Below are 14,547 nucleotides of genomic sequence, written 5' to 3'. Positions count from 1 at the left end.
GCGTTCACGATACGTGCTCGAAGAAGCTGTGACAATGATGTCGCAGCTTCTTGATTTCGATCACGACAATGTAGCAGCGGCTCTTGTCGAGATTCGTCGAATCAGGGAGATTCGAGCCATTCATTAAATTCTGTTTCGTCCTGCTTTCACTCAAGCGTCCGGTATGGATTCCCATGACAAACGCACGAGTAGTAGTTGTCGGAAATAACAAGGGCGGCTCCGGCAAGTCGACAATTGCCATGCACGTCGCCATCGCGCTGATCAAGGCGGGTCAGCGTGTCGCCACCATCGATCTCGACAACAAGCAGAAGTCGCTGACGCACTACGTCGAGAACCGGCTCGACTGGGCGCGGGAAACCTCTCTGGATCTCGGCGTTCCCGCGCATATGTGCTTCGAGACGGTGAGCGGCAGGAGCAGCGAGGTCGAGACGCTCGGGCGCAGCGCGCTTGCCGAGATCGTCGAGCGGCTCGGCCGGTCGCACGATTTCGTCGTGATCGACTGTCCCGGCCACGACACCTATCTGACGACGTTCACGCATTCGCTGGCGAACACGTTGATCACGCCGCTTAACGACAGCTTCCTCGATTTCGACGTGCTCGGCACCGTCGATCCGAACGAGTTCAAGGTGACCGGCATCAGCCACTATTCGAAGATGGTGGAGGAAGCGCGGCGTCAGCGCAGCGCACACGATCAGCCGGCATTCGAGTGGGTGGTGCTGCGCAATCGTCTCTCCACGCTCGGGTCACGCAACAAGCGCCTGGTCGGCGAAGCCTTGAGCGAATTGTCCAAGACGCTGAATTTCCGCCTGGTCGATGGCCTGGCCGAACGCGTGATCTTCCGCGAATTCTACCCGCGCGGACTGACGGCGATCGACGACGTCAGCCAGTTCGCACTCGGTAGCCGGCCGACCATGTCGCATGTCACCGCGCGGCTCGAGATGGAGCGGCTGATGACTGCCATCATGCTCGGCCATCTGGTGGCGCGCCCGCCGGAATCCTCCGACGCCAGCCGCGACGCGGCGTAAGGCGGCATCGGGCCGCTACCGGCAATTGGCGTTGCCGGCGTCGGCGACGATCAGGAACGTGATCGTTCTGGGTGCGAAGACGATCGTTCCGGCGACAGCCGCGTCGCTGTTGAGAGCGGGGATACTGTCAGAGGTCCCGAGCAAGAGCGTCGCGCCATTGAGCTGAACGTTGCCGTCGGCAGGCTTTTCGCTCGCGAGCGTGTAACGTTGCGAGGCGGCCGACAGCGTGAGCTTGCGCCGTGTTCGCCGGTCATTGTTGATGACGAGCAAGGCCACTCCGTCGGGCAAGTCACGCGCGCAATGCGCATAAACATGGAAGCCGTGACGCTCCGCGATACCGGCATCGAGCACAATGGTGCCCATCAACCGCCGCCACAGCAGTGCAGCCCAATAGTTCGGCCGCGGCAGATGGGTTCGTTCGTCCAGCAGCCCATAGTCGCTCGCCGCAAGCGTGTTGTGCATCACCACCTGAACGCCGGCCTTGGCCAGCCGTCCGAGTTGATCGAGATAACGGAACGTATCGGTGAAGGTTGCGGCCAGGCGATTGCCGCCGCATGCGGTCTCGGCCGTCTCGGTCAGCCAGATCGGCTTGCCCGGTGCAAGCTGGTCGCGCAGCGTCTCGTAGAGGGCGAGGCTCTTGCCGGTTCGCGCCAGCCATTCGTCCGACAATGCCTGCCTTGCCTTGCGATCGCCGCCGCATCGGGCCGACAGCGCGCCATAATGATGGTAGGAGACCCTGTCGATGCCGGCTGCCGAGGCGGCGAACAGCGCTTGGGCCTCAGCGCCGGCGCCGATCGTGCCGGGGCCGAGGATCGTCACGTCGGGCGCGGTGTCCTTCATGAAGGCGCGGAACGCTGCAAAATCCCTGCCGTAGGCCGCGGCATCGTAGCCGTCAGGGGCGCCGCCGATGGTCGGCAGATCGGGCTCATTCATGAATTCGGCTGCGGCGATATGGCCGCCGGCCGATTGTGAGAAGTCAAGAAAGTGCCGGGCCTGTTCGGGGCTCCATTGCCCTGCAGCGTCACGGGTGCCCGCGCTGATCGCAAAGGACGTGACGATCGGAGCGTCGACGGCGCGCGAGAACTCGATCACGTCCCGCCACTGCCGTCGCGTCAGCACGCCGTTGAAGCCGGCCGGCGGCGCAGCCGGTGGCGTCTCGGAATCCGCAAGGAACGTGCTGTTGGCCCAGGTCCCGCTGACGCGCAGATAGGCAGGGGAGAGCTCGGCGGCGAGCTTGCGCAGCCTGCCATCGTGCAGGTCGATCGGAGCGCGAGCTGCGAACCGCTCCGTTTCTGAACGCCGACGCGTGGCGGCGGTTGCATAGGGCTTCCAGAAGCGTCCGCCGGTCACCTCGACCATCTCGATGTTGTAGGACTGAAAACGCGGGTCGATGGTCGCGACGCGCGGCAGGGTCGCGACATTCAGGGCAGGCTCTGCCGCGGCCGCCTTCGTATGCGCGAAGGTTGCCATGGCCGAGACGGCGACGAGGCATCGAAGCGGATAAGCCCAGCGGTCGCGCACGGGTCCTCGCGGCGTTCCGGATTGTGGCGTTCAGGATGCCGCCGCGGCCTGTTTGAATCAATGCGGGACCGCGCCTTACGGCTCGTTCGCGATACGATCCCACAGCGCGCGTATCATGTCCTTCATGACCAGTGCCTCCTGCCAGCGGTCGGACAGTTCCCTGCCGTCGGGCCCGGTGATGGCATAGGGCGGGGGACCGAGCTCGCACAGGAAGGTCAGGGTCGCGTCGGGACCGGCGCGTTTCCGCCAGGAGCGGATACCGTAGTCCCACCAGCCCATGAACAGCGACACCCAGCCCTGGTGCTGAGGAAAGCCGAGCGAGACCTGCACCTGCTCGCGGCTCGCGATGCGGCCATGGATGCCCCAGGCATTGTCGAGGATGCGATGGATCATCGCGTGGTTGACGTCGTCGACCGGCCAGGCGAATTCGCGGCCGACCAGATAATGCGAGAGATCGGCGGTGAGCCGCAGATCGGGAAAGCAGTCGAGCAGGTCGAGCATGAAGAACAGGTCGGTCGTCATGCGGTCGCGATGGGTCTCGACATGCACGGCAACGCCGGCCTCCGCGGCAAGCCGGCGCCAGCCTTCGAGCAGGGGAATGCAATCCGCGAGCCGGCGCGGCCGAACGTCGGGCTGCAAATTGACATGATCGGCGCCGAGCCGGGCGACCAGCTCGAGCACCGGTTTCAGGTCGTCGAGGCTCTTCGGGTAGCATTGCGCCTGCCAGATCATGCCATGCGCGCGAAGGAAGCTCGTCACCTCGCGCGCAAAGACAGGATCGATGAAGCGCACGCCGGCGCCGTCAAACCCGGCATCGCGGATCATCGCGAGCTGGGTTTGCAGCGGCCATTCGCCCTCATCGGCCAGCCGCCGCTCCATCGCCCAGAGCGACTGCAGGACGCGCAGTTGCTGCGCCACCGATCAGGCCTGCGCCGGGATCGCCGTGGGCAGCTCGGCATGTTCGCCTTCGTCGGCGGCGATGTTCTCCTGGTAGGTCTCGGGCCCGATCTAGATCGCAACGACGGTGCAGGCCGACAGGAACATCGCGTAGCAGGCGACCGGCCACCAGGTGCCGTAGGCCGCGACCAGTGCGGTGGCGACGAACGGTGCCGGGCCGCCCGACAGCAGCGAGCCGAGCTCGCGGGCGAAGGCAAAGCCCGCGAAGCGGCGTTGCGGCGGGAACAGCTCGGCGAAATACGCCGCCTGCGGCCCGAACATCGCCGCCGTTACCACGGCGCGCGCCAGGATGAAGGCGAGCGCGATCATGATCCACTCCTTGGTGCCGACCATCCAGAAGAACGGGAAGGCGAGCGCCACGCCGGCCAGCGCGCCGAACATGTAGACCGGCCGCCGCCCGATCCGGTCCGACAATGCCGCAAAGCCGAGGATCGCAAACAGTTCGACCGTGAATGCCAGCATCAGCGCGCTGAGCGCCTCGGCTTTCGGCACGCCGAGCGTGGTGATCACGTAGCTCAGCCCAAACACCGGGAAGAAATAGCCGAGCCCGTTCTCGGCCATGCGGGCGCCGAGCACGACGAAGAAGTTGCGCGGGTGTCGGCGCAACGCTTCCATCGCCGGATTGCTTTCGACCTTGCCGCGCGCGACCACCGCCTCGGTGTAGACCGGGGTCTCGGTGATGCGCATGCGGACGAAGATGCCGACCACGATCAGGAGGAAGCTCGCCAGGAAGGGCAGGCGCCAGCCCCAGCTCATCAAATCCTCGCGCGGCAGCATGGTCACCAGCGCGAAGGCGCCGGCCGCAAGCAGGTTGCCGACGGAGACGCCGAGCGGCGCGAAGCCGCCCCAGAAGCCGCGATGCTTCGGCGGTGCGTTCTCGACCAGATAGATCACCGCGCCGCCATATTCGGCGCCGGCGCCAAGGCCCTGGATGACGCGCATCGCGACCAGGAGGATCGGCGCCCAAACGCCGATCTGGCCATAAGTCGGCAGGAAGCCGATCGCGGTGGTGCCGATGCCGATCATCAGGAGCGTGGAGACCAGCACCGGCTTGCGGCCATAGCGATCGCCGAGGATGCCGAACAAGAGGCCGCCGAACGGCCGCACCACGAAGCCGACGCCGAAGGTCAGGAACGACAACAGCGTACCGACCACCGGATCGCTCTTCGGAAAGAACAATTCGCCGAACACCAGCGCCGCTGCGGTGCCGTAGAGGAAGAAGTCGTACCATTCGAGCGCGGAGCCGATGCTTGCGGCCAGGATCACACGCAGGCGCGATGTGCGAGCGCCATCTCTTGCCATCTCGGTCATTCGTTTCCCCGTTGTTTTGGTTTTTATGGTCGTTTTGATCGGGCACGATCTCCGCTTTTGTCGCGGCGGATCGTGCTCGTGAAAGCAGCAATGCCCGCGGCCTGGCCGCGGGCATTGTGGTCGGTCTTAAGCGGCGCGCGTGAAGTAGGATTTCTTCGACGCCGACTGGGTCTCGTAGATCGATCCCTGTCGCTTGGCCGGCGGCAGCGGCATCCGCACCGGCACATCGGTGAGCCGCGGCGCGACCACCGGCGGACCCGCCAGCAGGCGGCTGTTGAATTCGTCGAAGTCCTTCACGCCCATCAGCGGCCAGGCGTCGCTGGCGGCCACTTCATAGAGCAGCAGGTTGCGCGGCCGGTTCGATGTGTTGGTCGCCGAGCCGTGCAGCGCGCGCACGTGATGGAACGACATGCTGCCGGCCTTGCCCATGCAGGGCACCGCGCGCTTGATGTCGTCCTGAATCTGGTCCGGGTCGATCAGGCCCGCGAAGTGGCCGTCCTCGCCGTGATGATCCCACATCGTGGCGCCGGTGTGCGACCTCGGCGTCACCAGCATCGGACCGTTCTCGATATCGCAATCGTCGAGCAGCACGCCGATCGCGAGGATGTCGTCATTGGTGTGCGGATAGAATGCCCAGTCCTGATGCCACTCAACCGGCGAGCCGTATTGCGCCGACTTCATGTTGAGCTTGGAGCCGTGCAGGCGAAGGCCGGGGCCGATCAGCTTGGTGAGGATCGAGATCACGGCGGGGCTGCGCACGATCTCGTCGAAGATCGGATGCACCTTGTGCGGCGCCTTGATGCGGCGGACGCGCGGATTGTCAGACGTATGCCCAGGCTCGAGATCGTAGACGTCGGTGTGCTCGCTCACGCTTGCGGCGCCGGCCACGAGCTCCGCGAGTACCGTGCGCACCTTCGCCAGGGTCTCCTGGTTCAGCACCTCGGGGACCACGATCACCCCGTCGCGCTTGTAAGCCTGGGCCTGTTCGTCCGAAATCATGCCGTTTCTCCCATTTTGTTCCATGTTAGCGCTAACATAAGGTGATGCTAGCGCTAACATCATGGCTTGGCAACCCGGAATCGTGCAGGCTCCCGCCCATGAGCTCCGAACTGACCGCCCCCGGGACCGGCCCGGCCGGTGCCGCGCCCACCCTTTCAGAGGTGGCCAAGCGCGCCGGCGTTTCCTCGATCACGGTGAGCCGGGTGGTGCGGATGCCCGACCTGGTCGCCCCGGAGACCCGGGCGCGGGTCGAGCAGGCGATGCGCGACCTCGGCTATATCCCGAACCTGGTGGCGGGCGCGCTGGCGAGCGCACGGACCAATTCGGTCGGCGTGCTGGTACCGACCATCGCCAACTCGATCTTCGCCGACACGGTGCAGGGCCTGTCCGATAAGCTCGAGCCGCTCGGCTTCTCCGTGATCCTGGCGCAGTCGCGCTATGACGCGGCGCGCGAGGACCGCATGCTGGCGGCGCTGCTGTCGCGGCGGCCCGAGGCGATCATCATGGTCGGCTCGCCGGCGACCGAGGAGGGCAGCCGCCTGCTGCGCAATGCGCGCATCCCGATCGTCGAGACCTGGGATCTGCCGGCAAACCCGATCGACGCGGTTGCGGGCTTCGACAACTACAAGGCTGGTGTCGCCGTCGCGAAGCATCTGGTCGCGCAGGGCCGCAAGCAGCTCGCCTTCATCGGGGGCGACGATCCGCGCGGGACACGCCGCTGGTTCGGCTTCAGGGACGAGGCGCTGGCCGGCGGCCTTGCCGAGCCGCGCCGGTTGATCCTGGACCGCAAGGATTCCGGCAGCGTGGCGGCGCATGCTCGCCTGCCTGGTGTCGACGCGGTGTTCGCCGCCAACGATGCGCATGCGATCGGCTTCATGTCTGGGCTGCGCAAGGCTGGGCTGCTGCGCGACGGGCCTGCATCGGCGCAGCCGGTCGCCGTGATCGGGCTTGGCGATCTCGAAATGGGCCAGTTGATCTCGCCGACCCTGAGCACGATCAGCGTGCACGGCGACGCGATCGGCCGCACCGCGGCGACGCTGACGCTGGAGCGTGGCGGCGAGCGCCGCGTCGATCTCGGCTTCGAACTGGTGCTGCGCGACAGCGGCTAGCGCGCCTCGCCCACGGTGCGGGCGGAGGTGCTCGTCTCTTTACGTGCTTTCACCTTGTCGCGACCCCGGCGTCGACCGCCTCGAGCAAGGTCACCAGGCCCCGCAGGATGGCGATCGGCGAAGGCGGGCAACCCGGAATGTGGAGATCGACCGGAACAACCGCGGAGACCCCGCCAACCACGGCGTAGCTGCCGGCGAAGCATCCGCCATCCCTTGCGCAATCGCCCGCAGCGACAACCCATTTGGGATCTGGCGTCGCACGGTAGGTGCGCTCCAGCGCCTCACGCATGTTCTTGGTGACCGGACCCGTGAGCAGCAGCACGTCGGCGTGACGGGGCGAGGCGACGAACCGGATTCCAAATCGTTCGACGTCGTAATACGCATTGCTTAACGCGTGTATTTCCAGCTCACATCCATTGCAGGAGCCTGCATCAACCTCGCGGATCGAGAGGCTGCGGCCGAGGCGTCGTCGTGCGGTGCGGCCGACCATGGCGGCGAGCTCCGCGAGCGCAGCGTCGTCCGGGCGCGGCGCCTGCTCCGTCAATGGCTGGCGAAACAGGCTCTGGAACAGAAGTTTGCGCATCGCCTCGAGCCCTCAGAGATCCTGCCCGGAATAGGAGCAGTTGAACGACTTATTGCAGAGCGGGAAGTCCGCCACGATGTTGCCTTCGATGGCCGCCTCGAGCAGCGGCCACTGAAACCACGACGGATCGCGCAGATGGCATCGCTCGATCCGATCGCCGTTCAGGCGCAGCCAGGCCAGGATGTCGCCGCGGAAACCTTCGACGAGGGCCATGCCCTCGCAAGGCTCTGCCGCACCGTGCAGCGGCACTTGCACCGGGCCGGCCTCGAGGCCGATGAGGACCTGGTACGCCAGCGCAAGACTCTGCTCAACCTCGCGGATCCGGATCCAGACCCGGGCGTTGACGTCGCCGTCGCTGAGGACGGGGACTTCGAAGCGGAGGCCATCATAGGGGAGATAGCCGGGCTTGCGTCGGGCGTCATGATCGCGGCCGCTCGCGCGCCCGACATAGCCTCCGGCGGCGAATTGCCGGGCGAGCGTTGGAGCAACGATGCCGGTGCTGACGGTGCGGTCCTGCAACGAGGCGGTGTTGTCATAGAGCTCGACCAGCGCAGGGAAATGCCGGCGGATCTGGTCGAGCGCGTCCCGGATCGTGTCGGCTCCATCGCCGGCGATATCGCGCGCGACGCCGCCGGGAACGATGAGGTCGCGCATCAGGCGGTGACCGAATGCTGCGTCGGCCGCGCGCAGCACGGATTCGCGCAGCACGGCGCAATGCGCCTGCATCAGCGCAAACGACGCATCGTTGCAGATCGCGCCGATATCGCCGAGATGATTGGCCAGCCGCTCGAGCTCGGCCATCAGCGCGCGCAGCAACAGCGCGCGCGGCGGCACGGCAATCCGCTGCGCGGCCTCGACGGCTTGCGCGAATGCCAGCCCATAGGCGACCGTGCTGTCGCCGGAGACCCGGCCGGCGAGCCGTGCGGCCTGCTCAATCGTGCTGCCCGTCATCAGCCCTTCGACACCCTTGTGGGTGTAGCCGAGCCGCTGCTCGAGGCGGACGACCGTCTCTCCGCTCGCGGTAAAGCGGAAATGCCCGGGCTCGATGATGCCGGCATGCACCGGACCGACTGCGATCTGATGCAGGCTGTCCCCCTCGGCCGGAAGGAATTGATACGGCGCGGCGTCCGCCGACGCATCGAGACGTTCGCCGAGCGGGAAGCGCGTTTGCCAACGGCCGTGATCGAGCCAGGGACGGGAATCCGGTGTGCCTGTCGCCTGCAATCCGAAGAGGTCGTGCAGGGTGCGCTCCAATCGAAGCGCCGGCGGATGATGGGCCGCAACCGAAGGAAATTGGCGATCGGGACAATCCAGGCTGATCACGCCGATATCGGACGTGCGCTCGTCGAGGATGGCCATGTGCACGCGCGACGGCTCACCCCACAGCCCGAGCAGGCTCAGGCCGCCATCCGCAAGCGCGTGAGCGGCGGCGCGCCAGGTATCGCCGTCGACCACGGTGCGCGGCCATGGATGATGCCGTTCGATCCTGTGGCCCGCCCGGATCAGATCGATCAACCTCGGCATATCCCGTTCTCCCTCGCGCTAACCCAGCAGGTTGGCGACGTGCTGGAACCAGACGACCAGCGGTCCCGGAAGGTAGATGCCCGCAGTCAGCACCAGCGCGAAATGCGCGAACATCGGCAAATAGGACGCATCCGCCGGCGCGGCATTGCCGCGCGGCTCGCCGAACGCAAGGCTGGTCAGCCGCAGGATCAGCGCGCCGAGGGCGAGCAGCAGGCCGAACACCAGCGGGATGGCGAGCAGCGGCTGGCGCGCGAAGGTGGAGCTGACGATGAGAAATTCGCTCATGAAGATACCGAGCGGCGGTAGGCCGGCGATCGCGACCACGCCGATCACGAGACTCCAGCCGAGTGCCGGATGCGTCTCGGTCAGGCCGCGAATGTTGGCGATCCGCTGCGTGCCCTTCACCTGCGCAATGTGGCCGACCGCGTAGAAGATTCCCGACTTGGTGAGGCTGTGCATCACCATGTGCAGCAGGCCGGCAAAGTTGGCGAGCGGGCCACCCATGCCGAACGCAAACACGATGATGCCCATGTGCTCGATCGAGGAGTAGGCGAACAGCCGCTTGATGTCGCGGCGGCGGTAAAGCATGAAGGCCGCGAACAGCAGCGAGGTCAGCCCCATCGTCACCATCAGCGGCCCGGGCGATATCGCATCCGGATTGGCGGCGAGCAGGATCTTGAAGCGGAGCACCGCGTAGAGCGCGACGTTGAGCAGCAGGCCGGAGAGCACGGCGGAGATCGGGGTCGGGCCCTCGGCATGCGCATCCGGAAGCCAGGCGTGCAGCGGCGCCAGGCCGACCTTGGTGCCGTATCCGAGCAGCAGGAAGATGAAGGCGACGTTGAGCAATGCCGGGTCGAACGTCGCCGCACGGCTGATCAGCACCGTCCACACCATGGCGTCCTGACCCTCGCCGACCACCGGCAGCGCGGCCATGTACACCAGGATCGTGCCGAACAGCGCCAGCGCGATGCCGACGCTGCCGAGGATGAAGTACTTCCAGGCCGCTTCCAGCGCCGCATGGGTCCGGTAGATGCCGACCATCAGCACGGTGGTGAGCGTCGCGACCTCGACCGCGACCCAGATCAGGCCGATATTGTTCGACACGAATGCGAGGTTCATGCCGAACATCATCACCTGATACATGGCATGGTAGAATCGCAGATAGCCCGGCGTCAGCCGTCCGGTTTCGAGTTCATGGGCGATATAGCTGGCGCTGAATACGCTCGTGGTGAATCCCACGAAGGTGTTGAGCACGATGAAGACGATGTTGAGATCGTCGATCAGCAGGTACTGGCCGGGTTGCGGGCGCTCGACCACGAGCAGCGAAAGCGCGGCCAGCAAGGTGCCGAGACTGGCCAGGACATTGAGGCCCGCGGTCAGCCGGTAACCGGGCAGCGCGGCCAGCACCGCCGCGGCGGTGATCGGTATCAACAGGACCCAGGTGACGGCGTCCGACGCGGCAGTCATCGGCGCTCCCCCCTGAATTCATCGAGCGCGCCGACGTCGACGGTGTCGAACCGCTCGCGAATGCGGAACAGGAACACGCCGATCACGATGAATGCGATCAGGATCGAGAAGGCGACGCTGATCTCTACGACGAGCGGCATGCCCTTGGCACCGGTCGCGGCCAGCACCAGGCCGTTTTCCAGCGACATGAAGCCGACGACCTGGCTGACGGCGTTGCGCCGCGTCACCATGACGAGCAATCCCAGCAGCACCACCGACAGCGCGAAGGCGAGGTCTTCCCTTGCCAGCGGATCGGCGGCGCCGGTGACGCGCAGCATCAGCACCATGGACAGGGCGACGAGCCCCATGCCGGCAAGCATGGTCGGACCGATGCTCACCGCGGTCTCGATATCGCGATGAATGCCGAGCTGCTTGATGATCCGATGCAACGCCACCGGGATGACGATCGCCTTGAAGACCAGTGCGATCGCTGCGGTCACGTAGAGATGCGGCGCATTCTGGATGAAGGCCTGCCAGGCGACGGAAGCTGCGAGCACCACGGCATGAAGTGCGAAGATGTTCAGCAGCGCATACAGGCGGTCCTGGTACAGCATCATGAAGCTGATCAGCACGAGCCCGCCGGCGAGCAGATGGGCGATGTCGAAGGCGAGGTTGTGCATCAGAAGCCCCGTGACACGAACCGAAGCAGCGTGCCGAGCAGGCCGAGCATCAGCGCCGCGCCGAGGAACTCGGGGACGCGGAACACTCGCATCTTGGCCGTCGCGGTCTCGAACACGGCAAGAAGGAAGCTCGCGACCGCAAGCTTGAGGATGTAGACAGCGACGCTGACAAGATAGGACAGCGGCCCCGCGCCTTCCGTGGTGATCTGCCACGGGAAGAACACGCAGATGATCAGCGAGATGTAGAGCAGCAGCTTGAGGAAGGCGCCGAACTCGATCATGGCGAGGTGACGCCCGGAATATTCGAGGATCATCGCCTCGTGCACCATGGTCAGCTCCAGATGAGTCGCCGGGTTGTCGACCGGGATGCGCGCATTTTCGGCGAGCGCCACCATGATGAGGGCGATCATCGCCATGCCGAGCGAGACGCGCAGTCCGACTTCCGACGACGCCATGAAGGTCGCGACCGTCGACAGCTGCGTCGAGCCGGCAATCAGCGCGACGCAGAACACCATCAACAGCATGGCCGGCTCGGCGAGCGCGGCAATCATCACCTCGCGGCTGGAGCCGATGCCGCCGAAGCTGGTGCCGACGTCCATGCCGGCAAGCGCGAGGAAGAAGCGCGCGCTGCCGAGCAGGGCGACGATCGCGATCAGGTCGGCGCTCCAGTTGAATTGGAGGCCGGTCGCGAATGTCGGGACCAGCGCCGCCGCGACCCAGATCGCCGCGAACGTCACATAGGGTGTGACACGGAACAGCCAGGACGCGTTTTCGGCGAGCACGACCTCCTTGCGCAGCAGCCGCAGCAGATCGCGGTAGGGCTGGAAGACCGACGGCCCTTTCCGCCGCAACAGCCGGGCCTTGATCTTGCGCACGACGCCGGTCAGGAGCGGCGCGAGCATCAGCACAAGCGCCATCTGGCCGAGCTGAACGAGGATGTCCGAGATCACGACCATATCGCGAGCGCCAGCAGCAATGTGACGAGGGTTGCGAACACCAGGCTGAGGTAGCGGCGGATGGTCAGGAACTGGAGCTGGTTCAGCCGATCGGCGAAGAACCACACGAGTTCAGTCACGGGTGTGTAGAGCCGCTCCCAGACCAGGTCGTGCATATCGACCCTGAGGCGGGCCGGCCGCAGTTCGCCCGGCGCGGGCATGTCGACATGCTCGCGGGCCTGGAAAACCAGCGTGCCGAACACGCGGCGGATCGGCTGCACAAAGCTCACGCCGGAATACTGCGCCGCCGGTGTCGGGTCGGAGAAGCCGCAACCCCAGGCCGGTCCGCGCCGGATCGCGCGCGACGCAAAGCGATGGATAAAGTACACCGCGAGCGACGCCGCGGCGGTGATGAAAGCAAAGACGAGCAATCCGTTGTAGGAACTGCGGCTCTCCGCAATCGGCACGATCGAGAGCCAGGGATCGTCCGCCTGGAGCGGCATCCGGTGGCCGATCACGGCCTGCGCAACCGGCGAAAGCGCGTCGATCACCAGGCCGGGCAGAATGCCGGCGAGGAAACAGAGCACGGCGAGGCTGAACATCGCGGCGAGCGAATAGCGATCGACTTCGCCGGCGGCTTCCGCGGCCGGGCTCCGCGCGCGGCCGAGGAACGTGATGCCGAAGGCCTTGACGAAGCATGCGGCGGCGAGCGCCGCGGCCAGCGCCAGCAAGGCGCCGACCGCGGGCACCATGATCTTCAGCAGCCATTGCGGCAGGTCGGGGCTCTGCAGGACGGCCTGAAACATCAGCCATTCCGACACGAACCCGTTGAACGGCGGCAGCGCCGAGATCGCGACACAGCCGACCAGAAAGACGAAGCTCGTGAGCGGCATGCGGTGGATCAGGCCGCCCAGCTTCTCCATGTCGCGTTCGCCGGTCGACGTCAGCACCGCGCCGGCCCCGAAGAACAACAGGCTCTTGAAGAACGAATGGTTCAGCACGTGGAATAATGCGGCCGTGAAGGCGAGGGCGGCCGCGAGGCCAAGGCCGTTCGCCTGAAATGCCAGCGCAAGGCCGAGGCTTGCGAAGATGACGCCGATGTTCTCGATCGTGCTGTAGGCGAGCAGGCGCTTGAGATCCTTCTCCATCAGCGCGTAGAGGATCCCCATGACGGCCGTGGCGCCGCCGAGGATGAGAACCGCGACACCCGCCGACCAGCTTGGCGGCCCGAGCAGATCGAACACGACCCGGATGAATCCGTAGATCGCGACCTTCGTCATCACGCCGCTCATCAGCGCCGAGACATGGCTCGGCGCGGCCGGATGAGCCAGCGGCAGCCACACGTGCAACGGGATCAGGCCGGCTTTCGACCCGGCGCCGAGCAGCATCAGCGCGAGCACCAATGCGGCTTCGGACGGAGTGTGCTGGGCAGCGCGGATGGCCGCAAAGCTGTAGCTGCCGCCGGCTCCCGCCAGCAGGCCGAAGGCAAGCAACAGAGCCAGCGTTCCGAAGCTTGCCATCACGAGGTAGACGTAGCCTGCGCGGGCGTTATCCGCGTCACGGTGATGCGCCATGACGAGCGCCCACGACGCGAGCGACATGAATTCCCAGCACAAGAGGTAGGTGAACGCATCGTCGGCGAGCACGACGAGATTCATGCCGGCCAGGAACGCCGGGAAAAAGGGAAGGATGCGCTGCGGCGCGGATTCGTGGCTGCCGTAACCGAGGCCATAGAGACTTGCGGCCGCACCGCCGAGATTGACCACGACGAGAAAGAATGCGGCGAGCGCATCGAGGCGGAAATGCGATCCCAGCCAGGGCAACCCGATCGGCAGGGCCAGTTCCGTCGCGCTGGTACGGGAGATGAGCGAAATCATGGCCCCGGCCAGCGCGATCAGCGAAATCGCGAAAGTCGCGCCGTAGACGATGGCTGTCGATTGGCGCGATCTGCTCGTTGCAATCGCGAGAGCGGTCGTTCCCAGCAGGGCGGCTACACACCAGATCTGCTGAGTGACCGCCGGGATCATGTCTGCACCTTCGGTGAGCCTGATCCGGCCTTCAATCGCACCCCGCGGCCGCCGCCGTTGCTGACGGCGCCCTCATTGATGACCTCGACGCCGGCTGCGCCGAGCGCATCGATCAGTTTCACGAGCGAGTCGACGTTGCCGCGAATGGTACCTTCGCTCGCCTCCATCCGCTGGATGGTTGGCACCGAAAGTCCGGACAGTTCGGCGAGCTGCCGTTGGTCGATGCCGAGCAAGGCTCTGGCCGCTCGTAGCTGCGCCGCGGTGATCATCGATTGATGGCCGTCGATCTGAGAGTCGCGTCTATTTGAATGTCATTTATGCACATCAAGTAATGATGGCACAAGGGCAATAAGTGATGTTTTATACATCATTCCTAGGCGCAGTCCTCAACGCGAGCGGTATCCGCGCGCCGACGGAGTTGCGCTGATGC

At 65.6% G+C, this 14,547-nt stretch carries 14 protein-coding genes; 2 read left to right on the top strand and 12 right to left on the bottom strand.

Annotated features, from left to right (window positions below; all coding sequences use genetic code 11):
• Nucleotides 1-4 precede the first annotated feature (4 nt).
• A complete protein-coding gene (locus I6F38_RS28100) occupies nt 5-241 on the bottom strand; it encodes a hypothetical protein (RefSeq protein WP_225162683.1) in 237 nt (78 codons plus the stop codon).
• Between I6F38_RS28100 and I6F38_RS28095 the strand changes: the two genes are divergently transcribed.
• Nucleotides 240-1,025, top strand: coding sequence for a division plane positioning ATPase MipZ (locus I6F38_RS28095; protein WP_249794330.1), 786 nt, complete (start codon nt 240-242; stop codon nt 1,023-1,025). The two genes, I6F38_RS28100 and I6F38_RS28095, sit on opposite strands and share 2 nt — an antisense overlap.
• 15 nt (nt 1,026-1,040) lie before the next feature.
• On the opposite strand, the gene I6F38_RS28090 is transcribed toward I6F38_RS28095, so the two are convergent.
• The 4 genes from I6F38_RS28090 to I6F38_RS28075 form a co-directional block, all read right to left on the bottom strand.
• A complete protein-coding gene (locus I6F38_RS28090; RefSeq protein ID WP_225162636.1) occupies nt 1,041-2,546 on the bottom strand; it encodes a hypothetical protein in 1,506 nt (501 codons plus the stop codon).
• A gap of 75 nt (nt 2,547-2,621) precedes the next feature.
• Nucleotides 2,622-3,464 carry a sugar phosphate isomerase/epimerase gene (locus tag I6F38_RS28085; protein WP_225162635.1) on the bottom strand — a complete coding sequence of 281 codons (843 nt, stop codon included), beginning with the start codon at nt 3,462-3,464 and terminating at the stop codon, nt 2,622-2,624.
• Between the two features lie 90 nt (nt 3,465-3,554).
• Complete coding sequence (locus I6F38_RS28080; protein ID WP_225162634.1) at nt 3,555-4,814, bottom strand: MFS transporter; 1,260 nt, start codon at nt 4,812-4,814, stop codon at nt 3,555-3,557.
• 126 nt (nt 4,815-4,940) lie between these two features.
• Nucleotides 4,941-5,813 (bottom strand): phytanoyl-CoA dioxygenase family protein, encoded by an 873-nt coding sequence (locus tag I6F38_RS28075; RefSeq protein WP_225162633.1) that lies wholly within the window; start codon nt 5,811-5,813, stop codon nt 4,941-4,943.
• Between the two features lie 98 nt (nt 5,814-5,911).
• On the opposite strand from I6F38_RS28075, the gene I6F38_RS28070 reads away from it, so the two are divergent.
• The gene (locus I6F38_RS28070) at nt 5,912-6,922 is read left to right on the top strand and encodes a LacI family DNA-binding transcriptional regulator (protein WP_225162632.1); all 1,011 of its coding nucleotides are present in this window, start codon (nt 5,912-5,914) and stop codon (nt 6,920-6,922) included.
• Between the two features lie 49 nt (nt 6,923-6,971).
• Here the strand turns inward: I6F38_RS28070 and nuoB are convergent, their stop codons facing one another.
• The 7 genes from nuoB to I6F38_RS28035 are packed head-to-tail and all read right to left on the bottom strand — an operon-like array spanning nt 6,972 to nt 14,386.
• Entirely contained in the window at nt 6,972-7,505 is a 534-nt protein-coding gene (nuoB, locus tag I6F38_RS28065) for an NADH-quinone oxidoreductase subunit NuoB (protein ID WP_225162631.1), read from the bottom strand.
• A 12-nt stretch (nt 7,506-7,517) separates the two neighbouring features.
• Nucleotides 7,518-9,029, bottom strand: a complete 1,512-nt coding sequence (locus I6F38_RS28060; protein WP_225162630.1) for an NADH-quinone oxidoreductase subunit C — start codon at nt 9,027-9,029, stop codon at nt 7,518-7,520.
• Nucleotides 9,030-9,047: 18 nt separating this feature from the next.
• The gene (locus tag I6F38_RS28055) at nt 9,048-10,496 is read right to left on the bottom strand and encodes a hydrogenase 4 subunit F (RefSeq protein WP_225162629.1); all 1,449 of its coding nucleotides are present in this window, start codon (nt 10,494-10,496) and stop codon (nt 9,048-9,050) included.
• Nucleotides 10,493-11,155 (bottom strand): hydrogenase-4 component E, encoded by a 663-nt coding sequence (locus I6F38_RS28050; RefSeq protein WP_016843065.1) that lies wholly within the window; start codon nt 11,153-11,155, stop codon nt 10,493-10,495. Before I6F38_RS28050 ends, I6F38_RS28055 begins: the two co-directional genes overlap by 4 nt.
• Nucleotides 11,155-12,111, bottom strand: coding sequence for an NADH-quinone oxidoreductase subunit H (locus I6F38_RS28045; RefSeq protein WP_225162628.1), 957 nt, complete (start codon nt 12,109-12,111; stop codon nt 11,155-11,157). Before I6F38_RS28045 ends, I6F38_RS28050 begins: the two co-directional genes overlap by 1 nt.
• A complete protein-coding gene (hyfB, locus tag I6F38_RS28040; protein ID WP_225162627.1) occupies nt 12,102-14,117 on the bottom strand; it encodes a hydrogenase 4 subunit B in 2,016 nt (671 codons plus the stop codon). The genes I6F38_RS28045 and hyfB overlap by 10 nt, the downstream gene beginning before the upstream one ends.
• Nucleotides 14,114-14,386: a helix-turn-helix transcriptional regulator gene (locus I6F38_RS28035; protein WP_225162626.1), complete on the bottom strand. Its 273-nt coding sequence runs from the start codon at nt 14,384-14,386 to the stop codon at nt 14,114-14,116. The genes hyfB and I6F38_RS28035 overlap by 4 nt, the downstream gene beginning before the upstream one ends.
• Nucleotides 14,387-14,547: the final 161 nt, after the last annotated feature.

The organism is Bradyrhizobium sp. BRP56, assembly GCF_020194035.1.
GTDB classification, from domain to species: domain Bacteria; phylum Pseudomonadota; class Alphaproteobacteria; order Rhizobiales; family Xanthobacteraceae; genus Bradyrhizobium; species Bradyrhizobium australafricanum.
Note: the sequence above shows the minus strand (reverse complement) of the source record. Positions and strands in the feature narration are given on the sequence as shown.

Excerpts from the sequence above, each read along its gene's own strand:
- I6F38_RS28095 (WP_249794330.1), top strand. The coding sequence starts at position 240 with ATGCACGTCGCCATCGCGCTGATCAAGGCGGGTCAGCGTGTCGCCACC.
- I6F38_RS28100 (WP_225162683.1), bottom strand. The coding sequence starts at position 241 with ATGGCAATTGTCGACTTGCCGGAGCCGCCCTTGTTATTTCCGACAACT.
- I6F38_RS28080 (WP_225162634.1), bottom strand. The coding sequence starts at position 4,814 with ATGACCGAGATGGCAAGAGATGGCGCTCGCACATCGCGCCTGCGTGTG.
- I6F38_RS28075 (WP_225162633.1), bottom strand. The coding sequence starts at position 5,813 with ATGATTTCGGACGAACAGGCCCAGGCTTACAAGCGCGACGGGGTGATC.
- I6F38_RS28070 (WP_225162632.1), top strand. The coding sequence starts at position 5,912 with ATGAGCTCCGAACTGACCGCCCCCGGGACCGGCCCGGCCGGTGCCGCG.
- nuoB (WP_225162631.1), bottom strand. The coding sequence starts at position 7,505 with ATGCGCAAACTTCTGTTCCAGAGCCTGTTTCGCCAGCCATTGACGGAG.
- I6F38_RS28060 (WP_225162630.1), bottom strand. The coding sequence starts at position 9,029 with ATGCCGAGGTTGATCGATCTGATCCGGGCGGGCCACAGGATCGAACGG.
- I6F38_RS28055 (WP_225162629.1), bottom strand. The coding sequence starts at position 10,496 with ATGACTGCCGCGTCGGACGCCGTCACCTGGGTCCTGTTGATACCGATC.
- I6F38_RS28050 (WP_016843065.1), bottom strand. The coding sequence starts at position 11,155 with ATGCACAACCTCGCCTTCGACATCGCCCATCTGCTCGCCGGCGGGCTC.
- I6F38_RS28045 (WP_225162628.1), bottom strand. The coding sequence starts at position 12,111 with ATGGTCGTGATCTCGGACATCCTCGTTCAGCTCGGCCAGATGGCGCTT.
- hyfB (WP_225162627.1), bottom strand. The coding sequence starts at position 14,117 with ATGATCCCGGCGGTCACTCAGCAGATCTGGTGTGTAGCCGCCCTGCTG.
- I6F38_RS28035 (WP_225162626.1), bottom strand. The coding sequence starts at position 14,386 with ATGATCACCGCGGCGCAGCTACGAGCGGCCAGAGCCTTGCTCGGCATC.